This is a genomic window from Pseudomonas sp. Leaf127 (assembly GCF_001423155.1).
Classification (GTDB): Bacteria; Pseudomonadota; Gammaproteobacteria; order Pseudomonadales; family Pseudomonadaceae; genus Aquipseudomonas; species Aquipseudomonas ovata.
This window is the reverse complement of sequence record NZ_LMOA01000020.1, coordinates 416,689-434,285: the sequence shown is the minus strand read 5'-3', so window position 1 is coordinate 434,285 and position 17,597 is coordinate 416,689. Positions and strand designations below refer to the sequence as shown.

General features: G+C 64.5%; 19 protein-coding genes and 1 pseudogene. 3 read left to right on the top strand and 17 right to left on the bottom strand.

Annotated features, from left to right (window positions below; genetic code table 11):
- Positions 1-2: 2 nt before the first annotated feature.
- The 9 genes from ccmI to ccmA form a co-directional block, all read right to left on the bottom strand.
- On the bottom strand, positions 3-1,196 hold the full coding sequence (gene ccmI / locus ASF84_RS12640; protein ID WP_056838783.1) for a c-type cytochrome biogenesis protein CcmI: 1,194 nt from the start codon (positions 1,194-1,196) through the stop codon (positions 3-5).
- A complete protein-coding gene (locus ASF84_RS12635) occupies positions 1,193-1,663 on the bottom strand; it encodes a cytochrome c-type biogenesis protein (RefSeq protein ID WP_056838781.1) in 471 nt (156 codons plus the stop codon). Before ASF84_RS12635 ends, ccmI begins: the two co-directional genes overlap by 4 nt.
- A complete protein-coding gene (locus tag ASF84_RS12630) occupies positions 1,660-2,196 on the bottom strand; it encodes a DsbE family thiol:disulfide interchange protein (RefSeq protein ID WP_056838778.1) in 537 nt (178 codons plus the stop codon). The genes ASF84_RS12635 and ASF84_RS12630 overlap by 4 nt, the downstream gene beginning before the upstream one ends.
- Positions 2,193-4,166, bottom strand: a complete 1,974-nt coding sequence (locus ASF84_RS12625) for a heme lyase CcmF/NrfE family subunit (protein ID WP_056838776.1) — start codon at positions 4,164-4,166, stop codon at positions 2,193-2,195. Before ASF84_RS12625 ends, ASF84_RS12630 begins: the two co-directional genes overlap by 4 nt.
- 3 nt (positions 4,167-4,169) lie before the next feature.
- Positions 4,170-4,643 carry a cytochrome c maturation protein CcmE gene (gene ccmE, locus ASF84_RS12620; RefSeq protein ID WP_056838774.1) on the bottom strand — a complete coding sequence of 158 codons (474 nt, stop codon included), beginning with the start codon at positions 4,641-4,643 and terminating at the stop codon, positions 4,170-4,172.
- The gene (ccmD, locus tag ASF84_RS12615) at positions 4,640-4,816 is read right to left on the bottom strand and encodes a heme exporter protein CcmD (protein ID WP_056838772.1); all 177 of its coding nucleotides are present in this window, start codon (positions 4,814-4,816) and stop codon (positions 4,640-4,642) included. The genes ccmE and ccmD overlap by 4 nt, the downstream gene beginning before the upstream one ends.
- On the bottom strand, positions 4,813-5,601 hold the full coding sequence (locus ASF84_RS12610; RefSeq protein WP_056838770.1) for a heme ABC transporter permease: 789 nt from the start codon (positions 5,599-5,601) through the stop codon (positions 4,813-4,815). The genes ccmD and ASF84_RS12610 overlap by 4 nt, the downstream gene beginning before the upstream one ends.
- A 68-nt stretch (positions 5,602-5,669) precedes the next feature.
- The gene (gene ccmB / locus ASF84_RS12605; RefSeq protein WP_056838768.1) at positions 5,670-6,341 is read right to left on the bottom strand and encodes a heme exporter protein CcmB; all 672 of its coding nucleotides are present in this window, start codon (positions 6,339-6,341) and stop codon (positions 5,670-5,672) included.
- Complete coding sequence (ccmA, locus tag ASF84_RS12600; RefSeq protein WP_056839081.1) at positions 6,338-6,970, bottom strand: cytochrome c biogenesis heme-transporting ATPase CcmA; 633 nt, start codon at positions 6,968-6,970, stop codon at positions 6,338-6,340. Before ccmA ends, ccmB begins: the two co-directional genes overlap by 4 nt.
- Positions 6,971-7,162: 192 nt before the next feature.
- On the opposite strand from ccmA, the gene fliK reads away from it, so the two are divergent.
- From fliK to ASF84_RS29095, 3 genes and pseudogenes are all read left to right on the top strand, one after another.
- Positions 7,163-8,800 carry a flagellar hook-length control protein FliK gene (gene fliK / locus ASF84_RS12595; protein ID WP_056838766.1) on the top strand — a complete coding sequence of 546 codons (1,638 nt, stop codon included), beginning with the start codon at positions 7,163-7,165 and terminating at the stop codon, positions 8,798-8,800.
- On the top strand, positions 8,800-9,120 hold the full coding sequence (locus ASF84_RS12590; protein WP_056838764.1) for an EscU/YscU/HrcU family type III secretion system export apparatus switch protein: 321 nt from the start codon (positions 8,800-8,802) through the stop codon (positions 9,118-9,120). The genes fliK and ASF84_RS12590 overlap by 1 nt, the downstream gene beginning before the upstream one ends.
- Before the next feature lie 180 nt (positions 9,121-9,300).
- Positions 9,301-9,462 (top strand): annotated as a pseudogene (locus tag ASF84_RS29095) (EscU/YscU/HrcU family type III secretion system export apparatus switch protein); the annotation flags it as partial.
- A 176-nt stretch (positions 9,463-9,638) separates the two neighbouring features.
- Here ASF84_RS29095 and ASF84_RS12585 read toward each other — a convergent pair.
- The 8 genes from ASF84_RS12585 to ASF84_RS12550 form a co-directional block, all read right to left on the bottom strand.
- Positions 9,639-10,040, bottom strand: a complete 402-nt coding sequence (locus ASF84_RS12585; protein WP_056838762.1) for a DUF2802 domain-containing protein — start codon at positions 10,038-10,040, stop codon at positions 9,639-9,641.
- Positions 10,041-10,043: 3 nt separating this feature from the next.
- Entirely contained in the window at positions 10,044-10,523 is a 480-nt protein-coding gene (locus tag ASF84_RS12580; RefSeq protein ID WP_056838760.1) for a chemotaxis protein CheW, read from the bottom strand.
- Positions 10,524-10,580: 57 nt separating this feature from the next.
- The gene (locus tag ASF84_RS12575) at positions 10,581-11,477 is read right to left on the bottom strand and encodes a CheW domain-containing protein (protein ID WP_056838758.1); all 897 of its coding nucleotides are present in this window, start codon (positions 11,475-11,477) and stop codon (positions 10,581-10,583) included.
- A gap of 102 nt (positions 11,478-11,579) precedes the next feature.
- Positions 11,580-12,368, bottom strand: coding sequence for a ParA family protein (locus ASF84_RS12570; RefSeq protein ID WP_056838756.1), 789 nt, complete (start codon positions 12,366-12,368; stop codon positions 11,580-11,582).
- 44 nt (positions 12,369-12,412) lie between these two features.
- A complete protein-coding gene (gene motD / locus ASF84_RS12565; RefSeq protein WP_056838754.1) occupies positions 12,413-13,300 on the bottom strand; it encodes a flagellar motor protein MotD in 888 nt (295 codons plus the stop codon).
- A 5-nt stretch (positions 13,301-13,305) separates the two neighbouring features.
- Entirely contained in the window at positions 13,306-14,046 is a 741-nt protein-coding gene (locus tag ASF84_RS12560; protein ID WP_056838751.1) for a flagellar motor protein, read from the bottom strand.
- The gene (locus ASF84_RS12555; protein WP_056838749.1) at positions 14,046-15,212 is read right to left on the bottom strand and encodes a protein-glutamate methylesterase/protein-glutamine glutaminase; all 1,167 of its coding nucleotides are present in this window, start codon (positions 15,210-15,212) and stop codon (positions 14,046-14,048) included. The genes ASF84_RS12560 and ASF84_RS12555 overlap by 1 nt, the downstream gene beginning before the upstream one ends.
- Positions 15,213-15,262: 50 nt before the next feature.
- On the bottom strand, positions 15,263-17,584 hold the full coding sequence (locus ASF84_RS12550; RefSeq protein ID WP_056838747.1) for a chemotaxis protein CheA: 2,322 nt from the start codon (positions 17,582-17,584) through the stop codon (positions 15,263-15,265).
- Between the last annotated feature and the right edge of the window lie 13 nt (positions 17,585-17,597).

Below are 17,597 nucleotides of genomic sequence, written 5' to 3'. Positions count from 1 at the left end.
TCCTACTGATCGGGACGGTCGATGGTCAATGTCTGTTGGCCTGCACGGGCGCGCTCCAGCGGCGGGCTGCTGCCCACCCACTCACCACGGGTCGGTTGCCCGGCCCGCGAGATGCGTGCAAGCAGTTGGACTTGCGCAAAGTTCGACAGTTTCAGTTGCGGCATCATTGCATCACTGTCGCCCAGCTCGACCTCGATCGGCAATTGCGCCACCGTCACCCGCTTGACCGCCAGCGGTGCCGGCGGACCGTCCACCGCGCGGGCAAAGATGAATACGCTGTCACCCGGCTGCACCTGGTCCTGCAGGGCTGCAGCCAGTTGCACACGCACCTTGAGTGTCGCCGCCTTCGCATTCGGCGCCACTGCTGCGCCCTGCGCCAGGCTGGCCTGGGCACGCGCGATACCGCCTTGCAGCGCCTCGCGGGACGGGTCCTGGGGCGGCAGCAAGGCTTGCAAACGCGTCCAGTACTCAACGGCTTGCGCGAAGCGCTTGTCTTCAAAGGCCGCAATACCCAGCAGGCCCAGGCTGGTGACCTCGTTGGGGTCGGCCTTGAGGGCCTCGTCGGTCAAGGCCTGGACCTGAGGGCTGAAGGTCTTGGCGGCGGCAAAATACAACGCCTGGGCCCACTGCCCCAGCAGTTCGGGCTGACGACCGGCCAGGGCGGCGGCGCGCTCGAATTGCCGGGCAGCATCGGCCGGGCGCTGCTGGGCCATGTAGCTGCGACCCAGGAAGTAAAAGCCTTCGGCCGAGTCCGGCTGGGCCTCGACAGTACGCTCCAGGCGCCGGGTCATGTCGGCCAGGGACGTGGGCGGCTGGGCGAACTCACGCGACAGGGCGACCCGCTCACTGGCGCCGTAATGCAGGTAAAGACCCAGCGCCAGCACCGGCACCAGCACCACCGTCAGCAGCGGCACCGCCCTGCCCAGGGCGCGATGCGCGGCGGCGGGTGCGACGCCATCGGTATCGGCCAGCAGCTCACGCGCGGCTTCGGCCTGGCCGCTGTCCAGTTGCCCGGCGCTGAGCACACCGGCGCGATGCTGCTCCTGCAACTGCGCCAGGCGCTCCTCATACAGCGCGACGTTGAGCGCGGTGCGGTCCTGCCCGGCGGTCAGCGGCCGGCGGCGCAGCACCGGGATCAGCAACAGGCTTGCAGCCACCAGCAACAGCAGCCCGGCGGCCATCCAGAAATCGATCATTGACGGGTGTTATCCAGAAGGTGGGCGAGGCGCTGGCGCTCCTCGTCGGAAAGGTGCGCAACCGCCCCGGTGGATGCTTGCCGGCGGCGGCGCACGGTCACGCCGATCACCACGGCGCCGAGCAGCAACAGCAGGGCCGGGCCAAACCACAGCAGCCAGGTGCGCGAGGTCAGTGCCGGCTTGTAGCGCACGAACTCGCCATAACGATCCACCATATGGTCGACGATCTGCCGGTTGCTGCGGCCCTCCTCCAGCAAGCGGTAGATTTCCTTGCGCAAGTCGGCGGCAATCGGCGCATTGGAGTCGGCGATGTCCTGATTCTGGCACTTGGGGCAGCGCAGTTCGCGGGTCAGCTCGGCGTAGCGGGCCCGCTCGGCCTCATCACGAAAGCTGTGGGCTTCGATGGCGGCGTGGGCCTGGGCATTCAACCCCAGGCTCAACACAGCAGCGATCATCCAGCGCTTCATGGGCGGGCCTCGTCGACCAGCGCCTGGTAGCGGCCGGCCAGTTGCTCGCGCCAGACCTGATCGTCGACGACGCCGACAAACTTGTGGCGAATGATGCCTTTGGCGTCGATCAGGAAGGTTTCCGGCGCCCCGTACACGCCCAGGTTCAGGCCCAGGCTGCCGTCGTCATCGCGCAGGTTCAGTTGATACGGGTTGTGAAAGTCCTTGAGCCACTTCTGCGCCTCGGCGTTGGTGTCCTTGTAGTTGATGCCGTGGATCACCACGCCCTGCTGCGCCAGGCGATTGAGCACCGGGTGCTCGACCCGGCAGGCCACACACCAGGTGGCCCAGACATTGACCAGCGCCGGGCGCCCGAGCAGGTCTTGACGGGTCAGCACCTTGTCGCCATTCACCTCGCGCAGGCTGAATTCGGGAAACGGCTTGCCGATCAGCGCCGAGGGCAGCGCCGCCGGGTCGAGAAACAGACCGCGAAACAGCAGCGCACTCAAGCCGAGAAAGACCACCAGCGGAAGCAGCAGGATCCAGCGTTTCATGACAGGGCTCCAGAAGGCGTGAGGGCTTGACGGACCTTGTGCCCGACCTTGACCCGGTAGCGCCGGTCGGTTGCCGCCAGCACGCCACCCAGTCCGGTCAACAGGCCACCGAACCAGATCCAGCGCACGAACGGCTTGATATGAATACGCACCGCCCAGGCGCCGTTGTCCAGCGGCTCGCCCAGCGCCACATACAGGTCGCGGGTGAAACCGGCATCGATGCCGGCCTCGGTCATCATCGACTGCTGCACGCTGTACAGACGCTTTTCCGGGTGCAGCACGCTGACCAGGCGCTCATGCTCGAACACCCGCACGGTGCCGCGATCAGACGTGAAGTTCGGCCCTTCGAAATGCGCGGCGCCGTCGAACACGAAGCGGTAGCCGCCCAGCTCGGTGGCCTGCCCAGGCGCCAGGCGCAGGTCGCGTTCAATGCTGTGCTGGCTGGACAACACCACGCCCAGCGCGCAGACCACCAGCCCCGCATGCGCCACCTGCATGCCCCAGTAACTGCGGGTCAGGCTGCGCAGTCCTTTGAGCAGGCCCTTGTGGCGGGTCTTGTCGTGAATATCGCGCAGCGCGCCGAACACCACCCAGGCGGCCAGCAATACGGTGGCCAGCACTGCCCACTGGCCCTCGCCCAGCACCAGGCCCAGCACCAGCGCGAACGCCATGCTGGCGATCAGCACCGGAGTGAGCATGCCCAGCAACCAGCGGCCGGGCGTGTCTTTCCAGCGCACCAGCACGCCGACCGTGAGCACTGCCATCAGCAGCGCCATCAGCGGTACGAACAGGGTATTGAAGTACGGCGGCCCGACCGACATCTTCGCCCCGCTCAGGGCGTCGATCACCAGTGGGTACAGGGTGCCGAGCAGAATCATCGAGGCGGCGACCACCAGCAGCAGGTTATTGGCCAGCAGCAAGGTCTCGCGTGACCACAGGGCAAAGCCGACCTGACTCTTGACCACCGGTGCGCGCACGGCAAACAGCGCCAGCGAGCCGCCGACCACGATCAGCAGGAATACGAGAATGAACACCCCGCGCGCCGGATCGGTGGCAAAGGCATGCACCGAGGTCAGCACCCCGGAGCGCACCAGAAAGGTCCCCAGCAGGCTCAGGGAAAACGCCGCGATGGCCAGCAGCACGGTCCAGCTCTTGAACACCCCGCGCTTTTCGGTCACCGCCAGCGAGTGGATCAAGGCAGTGCCCACCAGCCAGGGCATGAACGAGGCGTTTTCTACCGGGTCCCAGAACCACCAGCCGCCCCAGCCCAGTTCGTAGTAGGCCCACCAGGATCCCAGGGTGATGCCCACGCCGAGAAAGGCCCAGGCAACGATGGTCCACGGCCGCGACCAGCGGGCCCAGGCGGCGTCCAACCGACCGCCAAGCAAGGCGGCGATGGCAAAGGCAAAGGCCACTGAAAAGCCGACATAGCCCATGTACAGCATCGGCGGATGCACGATCAGGCCGATGTCCTGCAACAAGGGGTTCAAGTCGCGGCCGTTGGCGGGCATTTGCGGCAGGATGCGCGTAAATGGATTGGAGGTGAGGATCAAAAACGACAAAAAGCCCACGCTGATCATGCCCATCACCGCCAGCACCCGCGCCAGCATCACCGCCGGCAACTGCCGCGACAGCACCGACACGGCAAAGGTCCAGCCGCCCAGGATCAGGCTCCACAGCAACAGCGAGCCTTCATGGGCGCCCCACACCGCGCTGAACTTGTAATACCAGGGCAAGGCGCTGTTGGAGTTGTGCGCCACATAGGCCACGGAAAAATCGTCGCTCATGAATGCCTGGGTCAGGCAACCGAAGGCAAACAGCAAAAAGCCGAATTGCCCCCAGGCGGCCGGACGGCCCAGGCTCATCCACAAGGCATCGTTGCGCCAGGCGCCGATCAACGGCAGGCTGGCCTGCACCAGGGCAAAACACAGCGCCAGGATCATGGCCAGATGGCCGAGTTCGGGAATCATCGGTCAGCCCTGTTTGACGGGTGGCAGTGACGGCACCGGCGCCGCCGGCAAGCGGCCGCTGTCCTTGAGCGCCTTGGTGACCTCCGGCGGCATGTACTTCTCGTCATGCTTGGCCAGTACTTCATCGGCCTCGACCACGCCGTCGGCATTGAGCCGGCCCAGCGCGACGATGCCCTGCCCTTCGCGAAACAGGTCGGGCAGGATGCCGTGGTAGCGGATGGTCACCGAGCGGTTGAAATCGGTGACCACAAATTGCACCGCCAGCGAGTCGCCCGAGCGTTGCAACGAGCCCTGCTGGACCATGCCGCCGGCGCGGATGCGCGTGCCTTGCGGCGCTTCGCCGCTGGCAATCTGGGTCGGGGTGTAGAACAGGTTGATGTTTTCCTGCAAGGCAGTCATGGCCAGGCCTGTGGCTGCACCGATCCCGACGACCAGCGCGAGGATCAGCAGCAGGCGCTTCTTGCGCTGTGGATTCACGATCGCGACTCCCGACGCACACGACGCGCCTGTTCCTGCAGGTAACGGCGTCGCGCCAGCCATGGCAGGATCACATTGATGGCCAGCACGGCGGCAAACAGACCATAGGCCGACCAGACGAACAGCCCGTGGCGGCCCATGGCCAGAAAATCACTCCAGGACGCAAAACTCATGACAGGTGCTCCGTTGCGGCAGCGGGCAGGCCGAGGGCTTTGCGCACCTCGTCCTGCACCCAGCGACTGCGGGCCTCGCGCTTGAGCACGGCCAGGCGCATGCGCAGTAACAGCACGGTGGCAAAAAAGGCATAGAAGCCCAGGGTGGTGAACAGCAGCGGCAGCCACATTTCGGCCGGCATCGCCGGTTTTTCGGTAAGGCTGAAGGTCGCACCCTGGTGCAAGGTGTTCCACCACTCGACCGAATACTTGATGATCGGGATGTTCACTACCCCGACAATCGCCAGCACCGCGCAGGCCTTGGCGGCGCTGTCACGGTTGCTGATGGCATTGCCCAGCGCGATCAGCCCCAAGTACAGAAACAGCAGGATCAGCATCGAGGTCAGCCGCGCATCCCAGACCCACCAGGCGCCCCAGGTCGGCTTGCCCCAGATGGCGCCGGTCAGCAGCGCCAGGGCGGTCATCCAGGCCCCGATCGGCGCCGCGCACTGCAAGGCCACATCGGCCAGCTTCATGCGCCACACCAGCCCGACCACGCCGCACACGGCCAGCATCACGTAGCAGGACTGCGCCAGTATCGCGCTGGGCACATGGATATAGATGATCCGAAAGCTGTTGCCCTGCTGGTAATCGGGCGGCGCAAAGGCCAGGCCCCAGACCACGCCGATGCCCAGCAATAGCACGGCCAGCGCCGCCAGCCACGGCAGCCAGCGGCCACTGAGGTCGTAGAAGGTTTTCGGTGAGCCCAGGCGGTGAAACCAGGCCCAACTGAAGTTGCTTTTCATCAAACTGCCTTTATCACGGTAGGCGGGTGTCGACTGGTGGCCGTCGCACAACGGCCCCAGCACCTCGATTATTCAGCCACGCTGATTTTCAGTCCTTGGGCAATCGCCAGCGGCGTCAGCGTCAGGGCCAGGGCGGCCAGGCTGCCCAGCCACAACAGGTAGCCGGTGGCCGGCAAGCCTTGCAAGGCGGCCTGCAACGCGCCGCTGCCCAGGATCAGCACCGGGATGTACAGCGGCAGGATCAGCAATGCCAGCAGCAGGCCGCCACGCTTGAGGCCGACGGTCAACGCAGCCCCCACGGCACCCAACAGGCTCAACGTCGGGGTGCCCAGCAACAGCGACAGCATCAAGACCGGCAGGCACGCGCCGGGCAGGCCCAGCATCAGGGCCAGCAAGGGTGCCAGCAGCACCAGCGCCAGGCCCGAAAACAACCAGTGTGCCAGCACCTTGGCCAGAACCAGAAGCGCCAGCGGGTGCGGCGAAAGGACCCACTGCTCCAGCGAGCCGTCTTCGAAGTCACTGCGAAACAGTCCATCCAGCGACAGCAGCACCGCCAGTAACGCCGCGACCCAGACCAGACCCGGCGCCAGGGTTTGCAGCAACTGTGCCTCGGGTCCGACGGCCAGGGGAAACAACGCAATCACGATAGCGAAAAACACCAGCGGGTTGAGCAACTCCGCCGGACGGCGCGCCAACAGGCGCATTTCGCGCATCAATAACAGGATAAACACCGGGCTCATGGTCGCACCTGCCCCAGTTCAAGCAGGCGATAACCGGCAGGTCGGCAGGTCAGTGGGTGATGAGTGGTCAGCACCACCAGCCCGCCCTGCTCACAGTGCCGGGCCAGGCGCGCCTCAAGCTGTGCCACGCCCTGGGTATCAAGGGCGGTGAACGGTTCGTCAAGAATCCAGATGGGCGGCGCCGGCAGGTACAGGCGCGCCAGGGCCACACGGCGCTGCTGGCCGGCCGACAGGGTGTGGCACGGCACATCCTCGAACCCTTGCAGGCCGACCTGCTCCAGTGCCTGCCACACTGCAGCGCGGTCGGCACGCTGGTTCAGGGCGCACAGCCAGACAAGGTTTTCCAGCGGGGTGAGCACGTCCTTGATGCCGGCGGCATGGCCAATCCACAGCAGGTGCCGGGCCAGGTGTGCCCGCTGACCGGCCAGCGGCTGGCCATTGAGGCGCACTTCGCCTTCAGCGGGCGGCATCAGGCCACAGAGCAGGCGCAACAGGCTGGTCTTGCCACTGCCATTGGGGCCGGCGACCTGCAACAGGTCGCCGGCCTTCAGTTGCAGCTCCAGGTGCTCGAACAACAACCGCGCGTCACGCTCGCAACCAAGGTCGCAGGCCTGCAAGGTCGGGGTCATGGCGCAAAGCCACTGCCGCGTGGCCATAAGGGGATCGGCAAGCCTGCCTCCGAGAGGAAAAAATGGGCGTTCAAGTCAGCCTTGAAACGGCCGTTACATTGATGCAACTTGATTGCTAATCCGGCAAAAAGGGCCGGCATTATACATGGGCGCCCTGCTCCCAAGAGGTCTAATTCAATTGGTTGCAGCTCAATGACAGGTGATATTTCCCAGGTTCCGCCGGCCAATGCCGCCTTGGCGCAATTGCGCGGCAATGCCGCACCCGGCCAGGTCATGACCCTGTTCAATGCCGCCGCCAACGTGCTGGGCGACGGTGAAACCGCTGAGGCCCAGGTCATCAGCCTCAAGCAGGTTGCCCCGAATTTTCAGATGCTGTTGCGCCTGAACCTGGCCAACGGCACCCAGACCAGCGTCGCGGTCAACAGCCGTGTGCCGTTGACACCCGGTACGCTGTTCCAGGTGATCCAGGCCGCCCCCGGCCAGTTGCTGATGCCGTTACAGCAGGTCAGTGCCGCGCTGAATAACGTGACCACTGAACTCGATCCCCGCCAGGCGCCGCCTGGCACCTTGTTGCAGGGCAAGGTCATGACCAGCCAGGCGCTCAGCCAGGCCATGGACGACATCGGGCGCACCGGCACGCCGTCGCCAGGCGGCCATGCAAATAATGCAGGCAGCACGCCAACGGCTTATCGTTCGCTGGTGCTGTTGCTTAACGGCCCGCTGGCCGGCACCACCATCAGCGTGCAAAGCGCCCAGGCCCTGACCATCGGCAGCCTGCTCAGCGCCCGGGTGCAGGACAATCAGTCATTGAGCTTCGTGCCCTTGCCCGGGCGGCTCGACCAGTTGGCCGTGGCCCAGCAACTGGGCGTGCAGCAAAGCCGCCAGGGCTCACTGGACACCCTGCTCAACGCCTTGCAGAACCTGCCGGCCACCTCGACCGCCAGCACCCCGGCGCTGCAAGCCAGCATCCAGCAGTTGCTGGCCGACCTGCCCGACTTCCAGCAACTGGGCACGGCGCGCGGCCTGGCCCAGGCGTTCAATGCCAGCGGTCTGTTCATGGAGGCGCGCCTGCTGGCCGGGCAGAACCTGCAACAGACGCCGGACCTCAAAGCCAACCTGATGCGTCTGATCGCCCAGATCCTGCCGGGCCTGCCGGCCAACACTTCGTACGGCGCAACTGCCGCGTCCAACACCCTGGCGCGGGTGATGCCCAACGCCATCCGCAATGCTCTGGGCACGTTGGGGCTGGTGGCGGCGCGCAGTGCACCGGACAGTTTCCCCCTGCCCTCGCGCCAGGTCGCCAGTGGCGAGAAGGATGACCTGGAAATGCTGCTCAAGCTGGCCGCCGCCGCCGTATCGCGCCTGCAAAGCCATCAACTCGGCGCACTGGAACAGACCCGCCAGTTACCCGACGGTACACAACTGACCAGTTGGCAACTGGAAGTGCCGACCCGCAATGCCCATGACATCGTGCCGCTGCAGGTCAAGGTGCAGCGCGAGGAATCGCCACCGGACGAAGGCCCGGGTGGACAGAAAAACGAGGACAAGGAGGCGCAACGCGAACAGTTGTGGCGCATCGATCTGGCGTTCGACCTGGAGCCGCTGGGCCCGTTGCAGGTGCATGCACGACTGGTGCGCGGCACGCTGTCCAGCCAGCTGTGGGCGGAACGTGAGTCCAGTGCCGGGATGATCGAGCGCGAGTTGGGCCACCTGCGCGAACGCCTGGTGGCCTGTGGCCTGAGCGTCGGCGAACTGGCCTGCAGCCACGGCAGTGCCCCACAAGGTGCGCGCACCTCCCTCGAGCAACGCTGGATCGACGAGAACGCCTGATGAACCAAGACCTTGCCGCCCCCCGCCAGGCCATCGCCCTGACCTACGACGGCCAGCAGGCGCCGACCCTGAGTGCCAAGGGCGACGACCGACTGGCCGAGGAAATCCTCGCCATCGCCCGTGAACACGACGTGCCGATCTACGAGAATGCCGAACTGGTCAGCCTGCTGGCGCGCCTGGAACTGGGCGACAGCATCCCGCGTGAGCTGTACCTGAGCATCGCCGAGATCATCGCCTTTGCCTGGCACCTCAAGGGCAAGTACCCGGTGGGCCTGGGCCCGGACGATCCGCCGATCGAGAAGGACATYACGCCGAAGTGAACAGGCGGATGCGCTGTCGCGCAGCAAACAGGGGGCCCGGTAGGAGCGCGCTTGCCCGCGACCGGCTGCGTCAGCAGTCGTAAATTTTCAGCGGCCACACAATTTTTGCGAGCGCTRCGCACTCGGTCGCGGTGGTCCGGCATTCCGGCAAGCGCGCTCCTACACAGGGACGCGCGTTACAGCTTGTTGTTGGCGCGCCTGGAGCTGGGCGACAGCATCCCGCGTGAGCTGTACCTGAGCATCGCCGAGATCATCGCCTTTGCCTGGCACCTCAAGGGCAAGTATCCGGTGGGCCTGGGCCCGGACGATCCGCCGATCGAGAAGGACATYACGCCGAAGTGAACAGGCGGATGCGCTGTCGCGCAGCAAACAGGGGACCSGGTAGGAGCGCGCTTGCCCGCGACCGGCTGCGTCAGCAGTCGTAAATTTTCAGCGGCCACACAATTTTTGCGAGCGCTGCGCACTCGGTCGCGGTGGTCCGGCATTCCGGCAAGCGCGCTCCTACACAGGGACGCGCGTTACAGCTTGTTGTTATGCCGGTGCAGCTTGCTGACCAGTTGCGCCTCGGCCTGGGTCAGGCCGCAGGACTGGGTCAGTTCCTCGACACTGGCACCCATGCCCACCAGGCGTGCAGCCTGGGCGAAGGTCAGGGTCGAGGGGTCGCGCTGTTCCAGTGACGTGATTTTGTCAGGCAACAAGGCCACGGTCGCACGCAGGTCGTGCAGCTCTTCGCCCATGCGAATGGTCCCGCTCTGGAAATTGTCGACGCGACGGGCCAGATCGCGCATGCGCTGTTCGCGCGCGCTGCTGACCTTGTCGCGTTCGGCATCCAGGCGGCGCTGACGCTTGATGTGGCTCACGAGCATCAACAGGGTAAAGACCCAGAGAATGCCCAGAACAATGACGGCGGCCTCAAGCATTGGTCAGATGTTCTCCAGTTCGGACCACTCTTCTTCAGTCATCATCTTGTCCAGCTCGACCAGGATGAGCAGTTCGCCGTTCTTGTTGCACACGCCCTGGATGAACTTGGCCGATTCGTCGTTGCCCACGTTCGGTGCGGTTTCGACTTCGGACTGGCGCAGGTAGACCACTTCGGCCACGCTGTCGACCAGGATACCGACCACTTGCTTGTCGGCCTCGATGATCACGATACGGGTGTTGTCACTGACTTCGACCGGCGGCAGGCCGAAGCGCTGGCGGGTGTCGATCACGGTGACCACGTTGCCGCGCAGGTTGATGATGCCCAGCACGTAGCTTGGCGCGCCCGGCACGGGAGCGATTTCGGTGTAACGCAGCACTTCCTGGACCTGCATCACGTTGATGCCGTACGACTCGTTGTCCAGACGGAAGGTAACCCACTGCAGGATAGGATCTTCGGAACCCTGTGCAGACGACTTGTTCATGCTTCAACCCCTCAGGTGTGTGCTGTGCAGGCGGCGCACAGTGCGCCGTCCGATGATTTATCGTTTCTTGTCCAGGCGCTTGACCGCGCCACTGGCAATCAGCTCGGCCAGTTCGGCCACGTCCACCAGCGCACACATGTGCTCGATCACCGTTCCGGCCAGCCAGGGCCTGTGACCGCGCTGGGCGCGCCATTTGATCTCGTTGGGGTCCAGGCGCAATGAACGGCTGACCTGATGGACCGCCAGCCCCCACTCATAGCCCTGGACCGAAATCACGTATTGCAGTCCCTGGCGGAAATCCTCGCGGTAACGCTCGGGCATGATCCAGCGCGCCGTGTCGAGCACCTTGAGGTTACCCGCCTGGCACGGCAGGATGCCCAGGAACCAGTCAGGCTGGCCGAACAGGGGCGTCAGCTCCTGGCCATCCAGCGGATAGATAGCGCCCAGGCACACCAACGGCACCGCCAGGGTCAGGCCGGCTACGTCGAACAGCAGGCATTCGAAGGGCTCGGCAGCCCATTCCGGGCGCTGGCTGCCGGCCGGGGGCGGCGGCACGATCAGGCCCAGCGGTTTGTTCAGTTCAGCCACCGGCTCGACCAGCGTCTGCACCGGCTCGGCCACGACAGGCACCGCCACAGGGGCTGTGACCGGTACGGCCACGGGCACGATGTCAACCGGCACCACCGGGACTTCGACGGCCACCTGCACAGGAGCGGCCACGGCCACCGGCTGCGCCACCGCGGCCGGAGCGGCGACCGCCAGGGCCAGCGGCTTGCGCGCTGGCACCTGCGCATCACGGGCCTGCTCTTCGAGCACCGCCGCCTGGAACTCGTCCAGGGAGCTGGCAGGCTCAAGCACCAGCGGCGCCTCTTCGGTGGCGTCCTGGAGCAAGGCATCAAGGTACGACTGCAGCGCCAGTTGGGGCCGGGTTGCAACATCTACGGGGCGGATCATGTCAGTGCCCAACGGAAAAAAGTGCCAAGGGGGCTTGTCCGGAGTATCGGCTGCAAGCACAGCGAACTTGAGCGCAAGGCCCACAAACGGTTGCGGCTCACGTCAGGCCACCTGCGTCGTCAGTTGCTCGGCGAGCAGGTGTTTGAGCAGCGCCCGGTACGCCAGCACCCCCCGGCTCTTGCTGTCGTTCTGGGAAGGCGTGATGCCTGCCCGGCTGGCATCGCGCAGGCGCGTGTCGACCGGCACGTAGGCTTTCCAGACATGTTCGGGAAACGAATCGCGCAGCAGCTTCAAGGTGCCCATCGAGGCCTGTGTACGACGGTCGAACAGGGTCGGGACAATGGTGTAAGGCAAGGGTGTCTTGCGCGAGCGATTGATCATCGCCAGGGTATTGACCATGCGTTCCAGCCCCTTGACTGCCAGAAACTCGGTCTGCACCGGAATCACCAGTTGCTGGCTCGCCGCCAGGGCATTGACCATCAGCACCCCCAGCAAGGGTGGGCTGTCGATCAGCGCATAGTCAAAATCCTGCCACAGCTGGGCCAGGCTTTTCGCGACCACCAGGCCCAGGCCGTTCTGCCCCGGCGACTGACGCTCCAGGGTGGCCAGCGCCGTGCTCGACGGCATGAGAAACATCCGCTTGTCACTGGTGGGCAGCAGCAACTGGCCTGGCAAGTCCTGCGGTACGACGCCCTTGTGCTGGAACAGGTCGAACGCACTGTGCTCCAGTTCGTCGGGGTTGTGCCCGAAATAACTGGTCATCGAGCCGTGCGGGTCAAGATCGACCACGACCACGCGCTTGCCCGAATCGGCCAGCAACCCGGCCAGGGCAATGGTCGTGGTGGTCTTGCCGACCCCACCTTTCTGATTGGCGACTGCCCAGACTCTCATTCGGTGTATTCCTTGCGCACGGCAACTTCCATACCGGGTTTCGGCTAGCGAACAGGTGACGGAGAATTGACAGCATTGTTGCCTGACGGCGGTCTTGCCGGTGCCGGTGCAGTTTGTGTGCCAGCACGGCGCAAGGCCGCATCCGGCTGGGCATTGGCCGAGCCACTGCTGGTCAGGCTGCGACGTACATCCAGATTACGCGAAATGACCAGGACCACACGGCGGTTTTCGGCACGGCCCTGAGCGGTCGAATTGGCCGCCACCGGCTGGAACTCGGCATAGCCGACCGAGGCCATGCGCGCCGGACTGACACCGTACATGGCCAGCAGGCGCACGATGCTAGACGCCCGTGACGAAGACAGTTCCCAGTTGGTCGGGAACTGTGCGGTATTGATGGGCTGATCGTCGGTGAAGCCTTCGACATGGATCGGGTTGTCGAAGCGTTTGACGATGGTCGCAACCCTTTCGATGATGCCGAAGGCCCGATTGCTGGGCATGGCGTCGCCGCTGCCGAACAACAGGCTGGAGTTGAGTTCGATCTCGATCCACAGCTCGTTGCCGCGCACGGTCATCTGGTCGGACTTGATCAGGTCGCCAAAGCCTGCACGCACTTCATCGGCAATGGTTTGCAGCGGGTCAATGCTGTTTTTGCCAATCCCGGCATCGGTTTCCTCGCTGTCCTTGAGCAAGGGCTCGGCCGGCTTGACGGTCTGCGGCCGCTGCTCGCCGATCGGAATCGGTTGCATCGTGCGTTCGGCATCGTTGAAGACCCCGACCAGCGCCTGCGACAGGATCTTGTACTTGCCCTCGTTGAGCGACGAAATCGAGTACATCACCACGAAAAAGGCGAACAACAGCGTGATGAAGTCGGCGTAGGACACCAGCCAGCGCTCATGGTTTTCGTGTTCTTCACGAGGACGACGACGGGCCATGACGGCTACTCCATGAAGCCTTGCAGCTTGAGTTCGATGGAGCGCGGGTTCTCGCCTTCGGCAATCGACAGCAGCCCTTCCAGAAGCATTTCCCGGTAGCGCGATTGACGCAGGGCGATGGCCTTGAGCTTGTTGGCCACCGGCAGCAGGAACAGGTTGGCACTGGCCACGCCATAGATGGTGGCCACGAAGGCCACGGCGATACCGCTGCCCAACTGGCTGGGGTCGGCCAGGTTGCCCATGACGTGGATCAGGCCCATGACCGCACCGATGATACCGATGGTCGGGGCATAGCCGCCCATGCCTTCAAAGACCTTGGCCGCCTGGATATCGCGGGTTTCCTGGGTGATGAAGTCCACCTCCAGGATGCTGCGGATGGTTTCCGGCTCGGCGCCGTCGACCAGCAGTTGCAGGCCCTTGCGGGCATACGGGTCCGGCTCGGTGTCGGCAATAGACTCCAGGCCCAGCAGGCCTTCCTTGCGCGCGGTCAGGCTCCAACTGATGATCCGGTCGATGCCGCCGGACAAGTCGAAGCGTGGTGGAAACAGGATCCATGGAAAGATCTGCATGCTGCGCTTGAAGGCACTCATGGGCGACTGGATCAGCGAGGCGGCCAGCGTACCACCCAGTACGATCAGCGCCGCCGGGCCATTGAGCAAGGCACCGGCATGACCACCTTCGAGAAAGTTGCCGCCGATGATCGCGATGAAGGCCAGGATCAGACCGATAAGGCTCAGAACATCCATTACAGGCAAGCCTCGACCAGATGCCGGCCGATATCATCGAGGCTGTAGACCGCATCGGCCAGGTCGGCCTTGACGATGGCCATCGGCATGCCATAGATCACGCAACTGGCTTCATCCTGGGCCCAGACATTGCTGCCGCTCTGCTTGAGCATGCGCGCCCCTTCACGGCCGTCAGCACCCATGCCGGTAAGCACCACCGCCAGCACTTTGTCGCCATAGGTCTTGGCGGCCGAACCAAAGGTGATGTCGACGCAGGGCTTGTAGTTGAGGCGTTCGTCACCGGGCAGGATTTTCACCGTGCCACGGCCGTCGACCATCATCTGCTTGCCACCCGGCGCCAACAATGCCAGGCCCGGACGCAGTACATCGCCATCCTCGGCTTCCTTGACACTGATCTTGCACAGTTTGTCGAGGCGTTCGGCGAAGGCCTTGGTGAAGGCCGCCGGCATGTGCTGGATCAGCACGATAGGCGCCGGAAAGTTGGCGGGCAGTTGGGTCAGCACCCGCTGCAGCGCCACCGGCCCCCCGGTCGAGGTGCCGATGGCCACCAGCTTGTAGGACTTGCGCCTTGGCGCGGGCGAATGATGCGCCGGGGCATGATGGGCAGCCGCAGGCGCTGCCGATACAGGGGTGCGTGTCGGCAGCGCCCGTGTGGCGGCCGGAGCCGGCGGCGGTGTAGGCAACGATCGGCGCGGCGCTTCAAATGCCGGCGTGCTGGCCGCAGCAGGGGCAGCCGGAGCCGGGGCGCTGTAGCCGCCGAAACGACGATTGCTGCGGGCAATGGTGTTGATCTTCTCGCACAGCAACTGCCGAACCTTGTCGGGGTTGCGCGAGATGTCTTCGAAATTCTTCGGCAGGAAGTCGACCGCACCGGCGTCCAGGGCGTCGAGGGTGACCCGCGCGCCCTCATGGGTCAGTGAGGAGAACATCAATACCGGGGTGGGAATGCGTTGCATGATGTGACGCACCGACGTAATGCCATCCATCATCGGCATTTCGTAGTCCATCGTGATCACATCGGGTTTGAGCGCCAGGGCCTGCTCGATGGCCTCCTTGCCGTTGGTGGCAGTACCGACCACCTCGATGAGTGGGTCCGAAGACAGGATTTCCGTAACTCGGCGGCGGAAAAAACCGGAATCATCCACCACCAGGACCTTGACTGCCATAAACACTCCAATAGGCGCCCGGGGCCGCCTGAGCGGCCCCGGCACCAGAATCAAATCCGCCGCGAGGCGTAACGCTTGAGCATGCTCGGAACGTCGAGGATCAACGCAATGCGGCCGTCACCGGTGATGGTGGCGCCCGACATGCCTGGCGTGCCTTGCAGCATCTTGCCCAACGGCTTGATGACCACTTCTTCCTGACCCACCAACTGGTCGACCACAAAGCCGATGCGCTGGGTGCCCACCGTCAGGATCACCACATGCCCTTCGCGCTGCTCTTCATGCGCCGCCGAACGGATCAGCCAGCGCTTGAGGTAGAACAACGGCAAGGCCTTGTCGCGCACGATCACCACTTCCTGGCCATCGACGACATTGGTGGTCGACAGGTCCAGGTGGAAGATTTCGTTGACGTTGACCAGCGGGAAGGCAAAGGCCTGGTCGGCCAGCATGACCATCAGGGTCGGCATGATCGCCAGGGTCAACGGCACCTTGATGACGATCTTGGAGCCCTGGCCCTTGGTCGAGTAGATATTGATCGAGCCATTGAGCTGGGAAATCTTGGTCTTGACCACGTCCATGCCCACGCCTCGCCCGGACACGTCGGAAATCTCGGTCTTGGTCGAGAACCCCGGGGCGAAGATCAGGTTGTAGCAGTCGCTGTCGCTCAAACGGTCGGCGGCATCCTTGTCCATGACACCGCGCTTGACGGCAATGGCGCGCAGGACCGCAGGGTCCATGCCCTTGCCGTCGTCGGAGATCGACAACAGGATGTGGTCGCCTTCCTGTTCGGCCGACAGTATCACCTTGCCGCCACGCGGCTTGCCGGAGGCCTCGCGCTCTTCGGGGGTTTCCACACCGTGGTCCACCGCGTTGCGCACCAAGTGGACCAGCGGGTCGGCCAGGGCCTCGACGAGGTTCTTGTCGAGGTCGGTTTCTTCACCGACCAGCTCCAGGTTGATTTCTTTCTTGAGCTGCCGGGCCAGGTCGCGAACCAGACGCGGGAAGCGACCGAAGACCTTCTTGATCGGCTGCATGCGGGTCTTCATGACCGCGGTCTGCAAGTCAGCGGTCACCACATCCAGGTTGGACACCGCCTTGGACATGGCTTCGTTGCCGCTGTTGAGCCCCAGGCGCACCAGGCGGTTACGCACCAGCACCAGTTCGCCGACCATGTTCATGATCTCGTCCAGCCGCGCGGTGTCGACGCGCACGGTGGTCTCGACCTCTGCCGCTGCCGGTTTTTCCGGCGCTGGCGCCGCGGCACGGGCCGGGGCCGGCGCGGCGGCACGGGCGGGCGCTGCGGCTGGCACGGGTGCCGCCTTGGCAGCCGGTGCTGCAGCGGCCGGCGCAGTTGGCTTGACGGGTGCGGCCGGTGCAGAAACGGCGGCCGCCACGGCATCGGCTACGGCGGCCGGCTCGAACTTGCCCTTGCCATGCAACTGGTCGAGCAGGTTTTCGAATTCGTGCTCGCTGATTTCGTCCGAAGACGCCGGTTTTTTATCGGCGCCCGCCTCAGCCTTGACTTCGACCTTGGCGACCGCCACAGGCGCCGGGCTGGCCGCTGCGGTGGGTGTCGCCTTGTCGGCATCGAACGAGCCCTTGCCATGCAACTGATCAAGCAGCGCTTCGAATTCGTCGTCGGTGATTTCGTCGCTGTTCACCGCTGGGGCCGCTGCCGACGCTGGCACTGCCGCTGTGGCAGCGGGGGCTGCCGCTGCGATGCCGGCATCGAACGAGCCCTTGCCATGCAACTGGTCGAGCAGCGCTTCGAATTCGTGGTCGGTGATTTCATCGCTGGCCGCCACCGGCGCAGACGGTACAGGTGCAGGTGCAGCAGGTGCCAGGGCATCGGACTTGGCACCTTGCAGCGAATCGAGCAGACGCTCGAATTCGTCATCGGTGATTTCATCGCCAGGGGCCGGGGCTTCAGGTTCTGCAGCCTGTTGTGCCACAGGCTCCGCGGCCGCAGGTGCTTCATCAGCGGCCTGCGGATCGGCCAGACGCGCCAGCGCCGCCAGCAGTTCAGGGGTGGCAGGCGTGACGTCACTGCGCTCGCGCACCTGGCCGAACATGCTGTTGACGGTGTCCAGGGCTTCGAGAACCACGTCCATCAATTCTGAATCTACGCGTCGTTCACCCTTGCGCAGGATGTCGAACACGTTCTCGGCAATGTGGCAGCACTCCACCAGCTCATGCAGCTGGAGGAAGCCGGCGCCCCCTTTAACAGTGTGAAAACCGCGAAAAATTGCGTTGAGCAAGTCTGCGTCATCCGGTCGGCTTTCAAGCTCGACCAGCTGTTCGGACAATTGCTCGAGAATCTCGCCGGCCTCTACCAGAAAATCCTGAAGGATCTCTTCATCGGCGCCGAAGCTCATGGGGGTGCTCCCT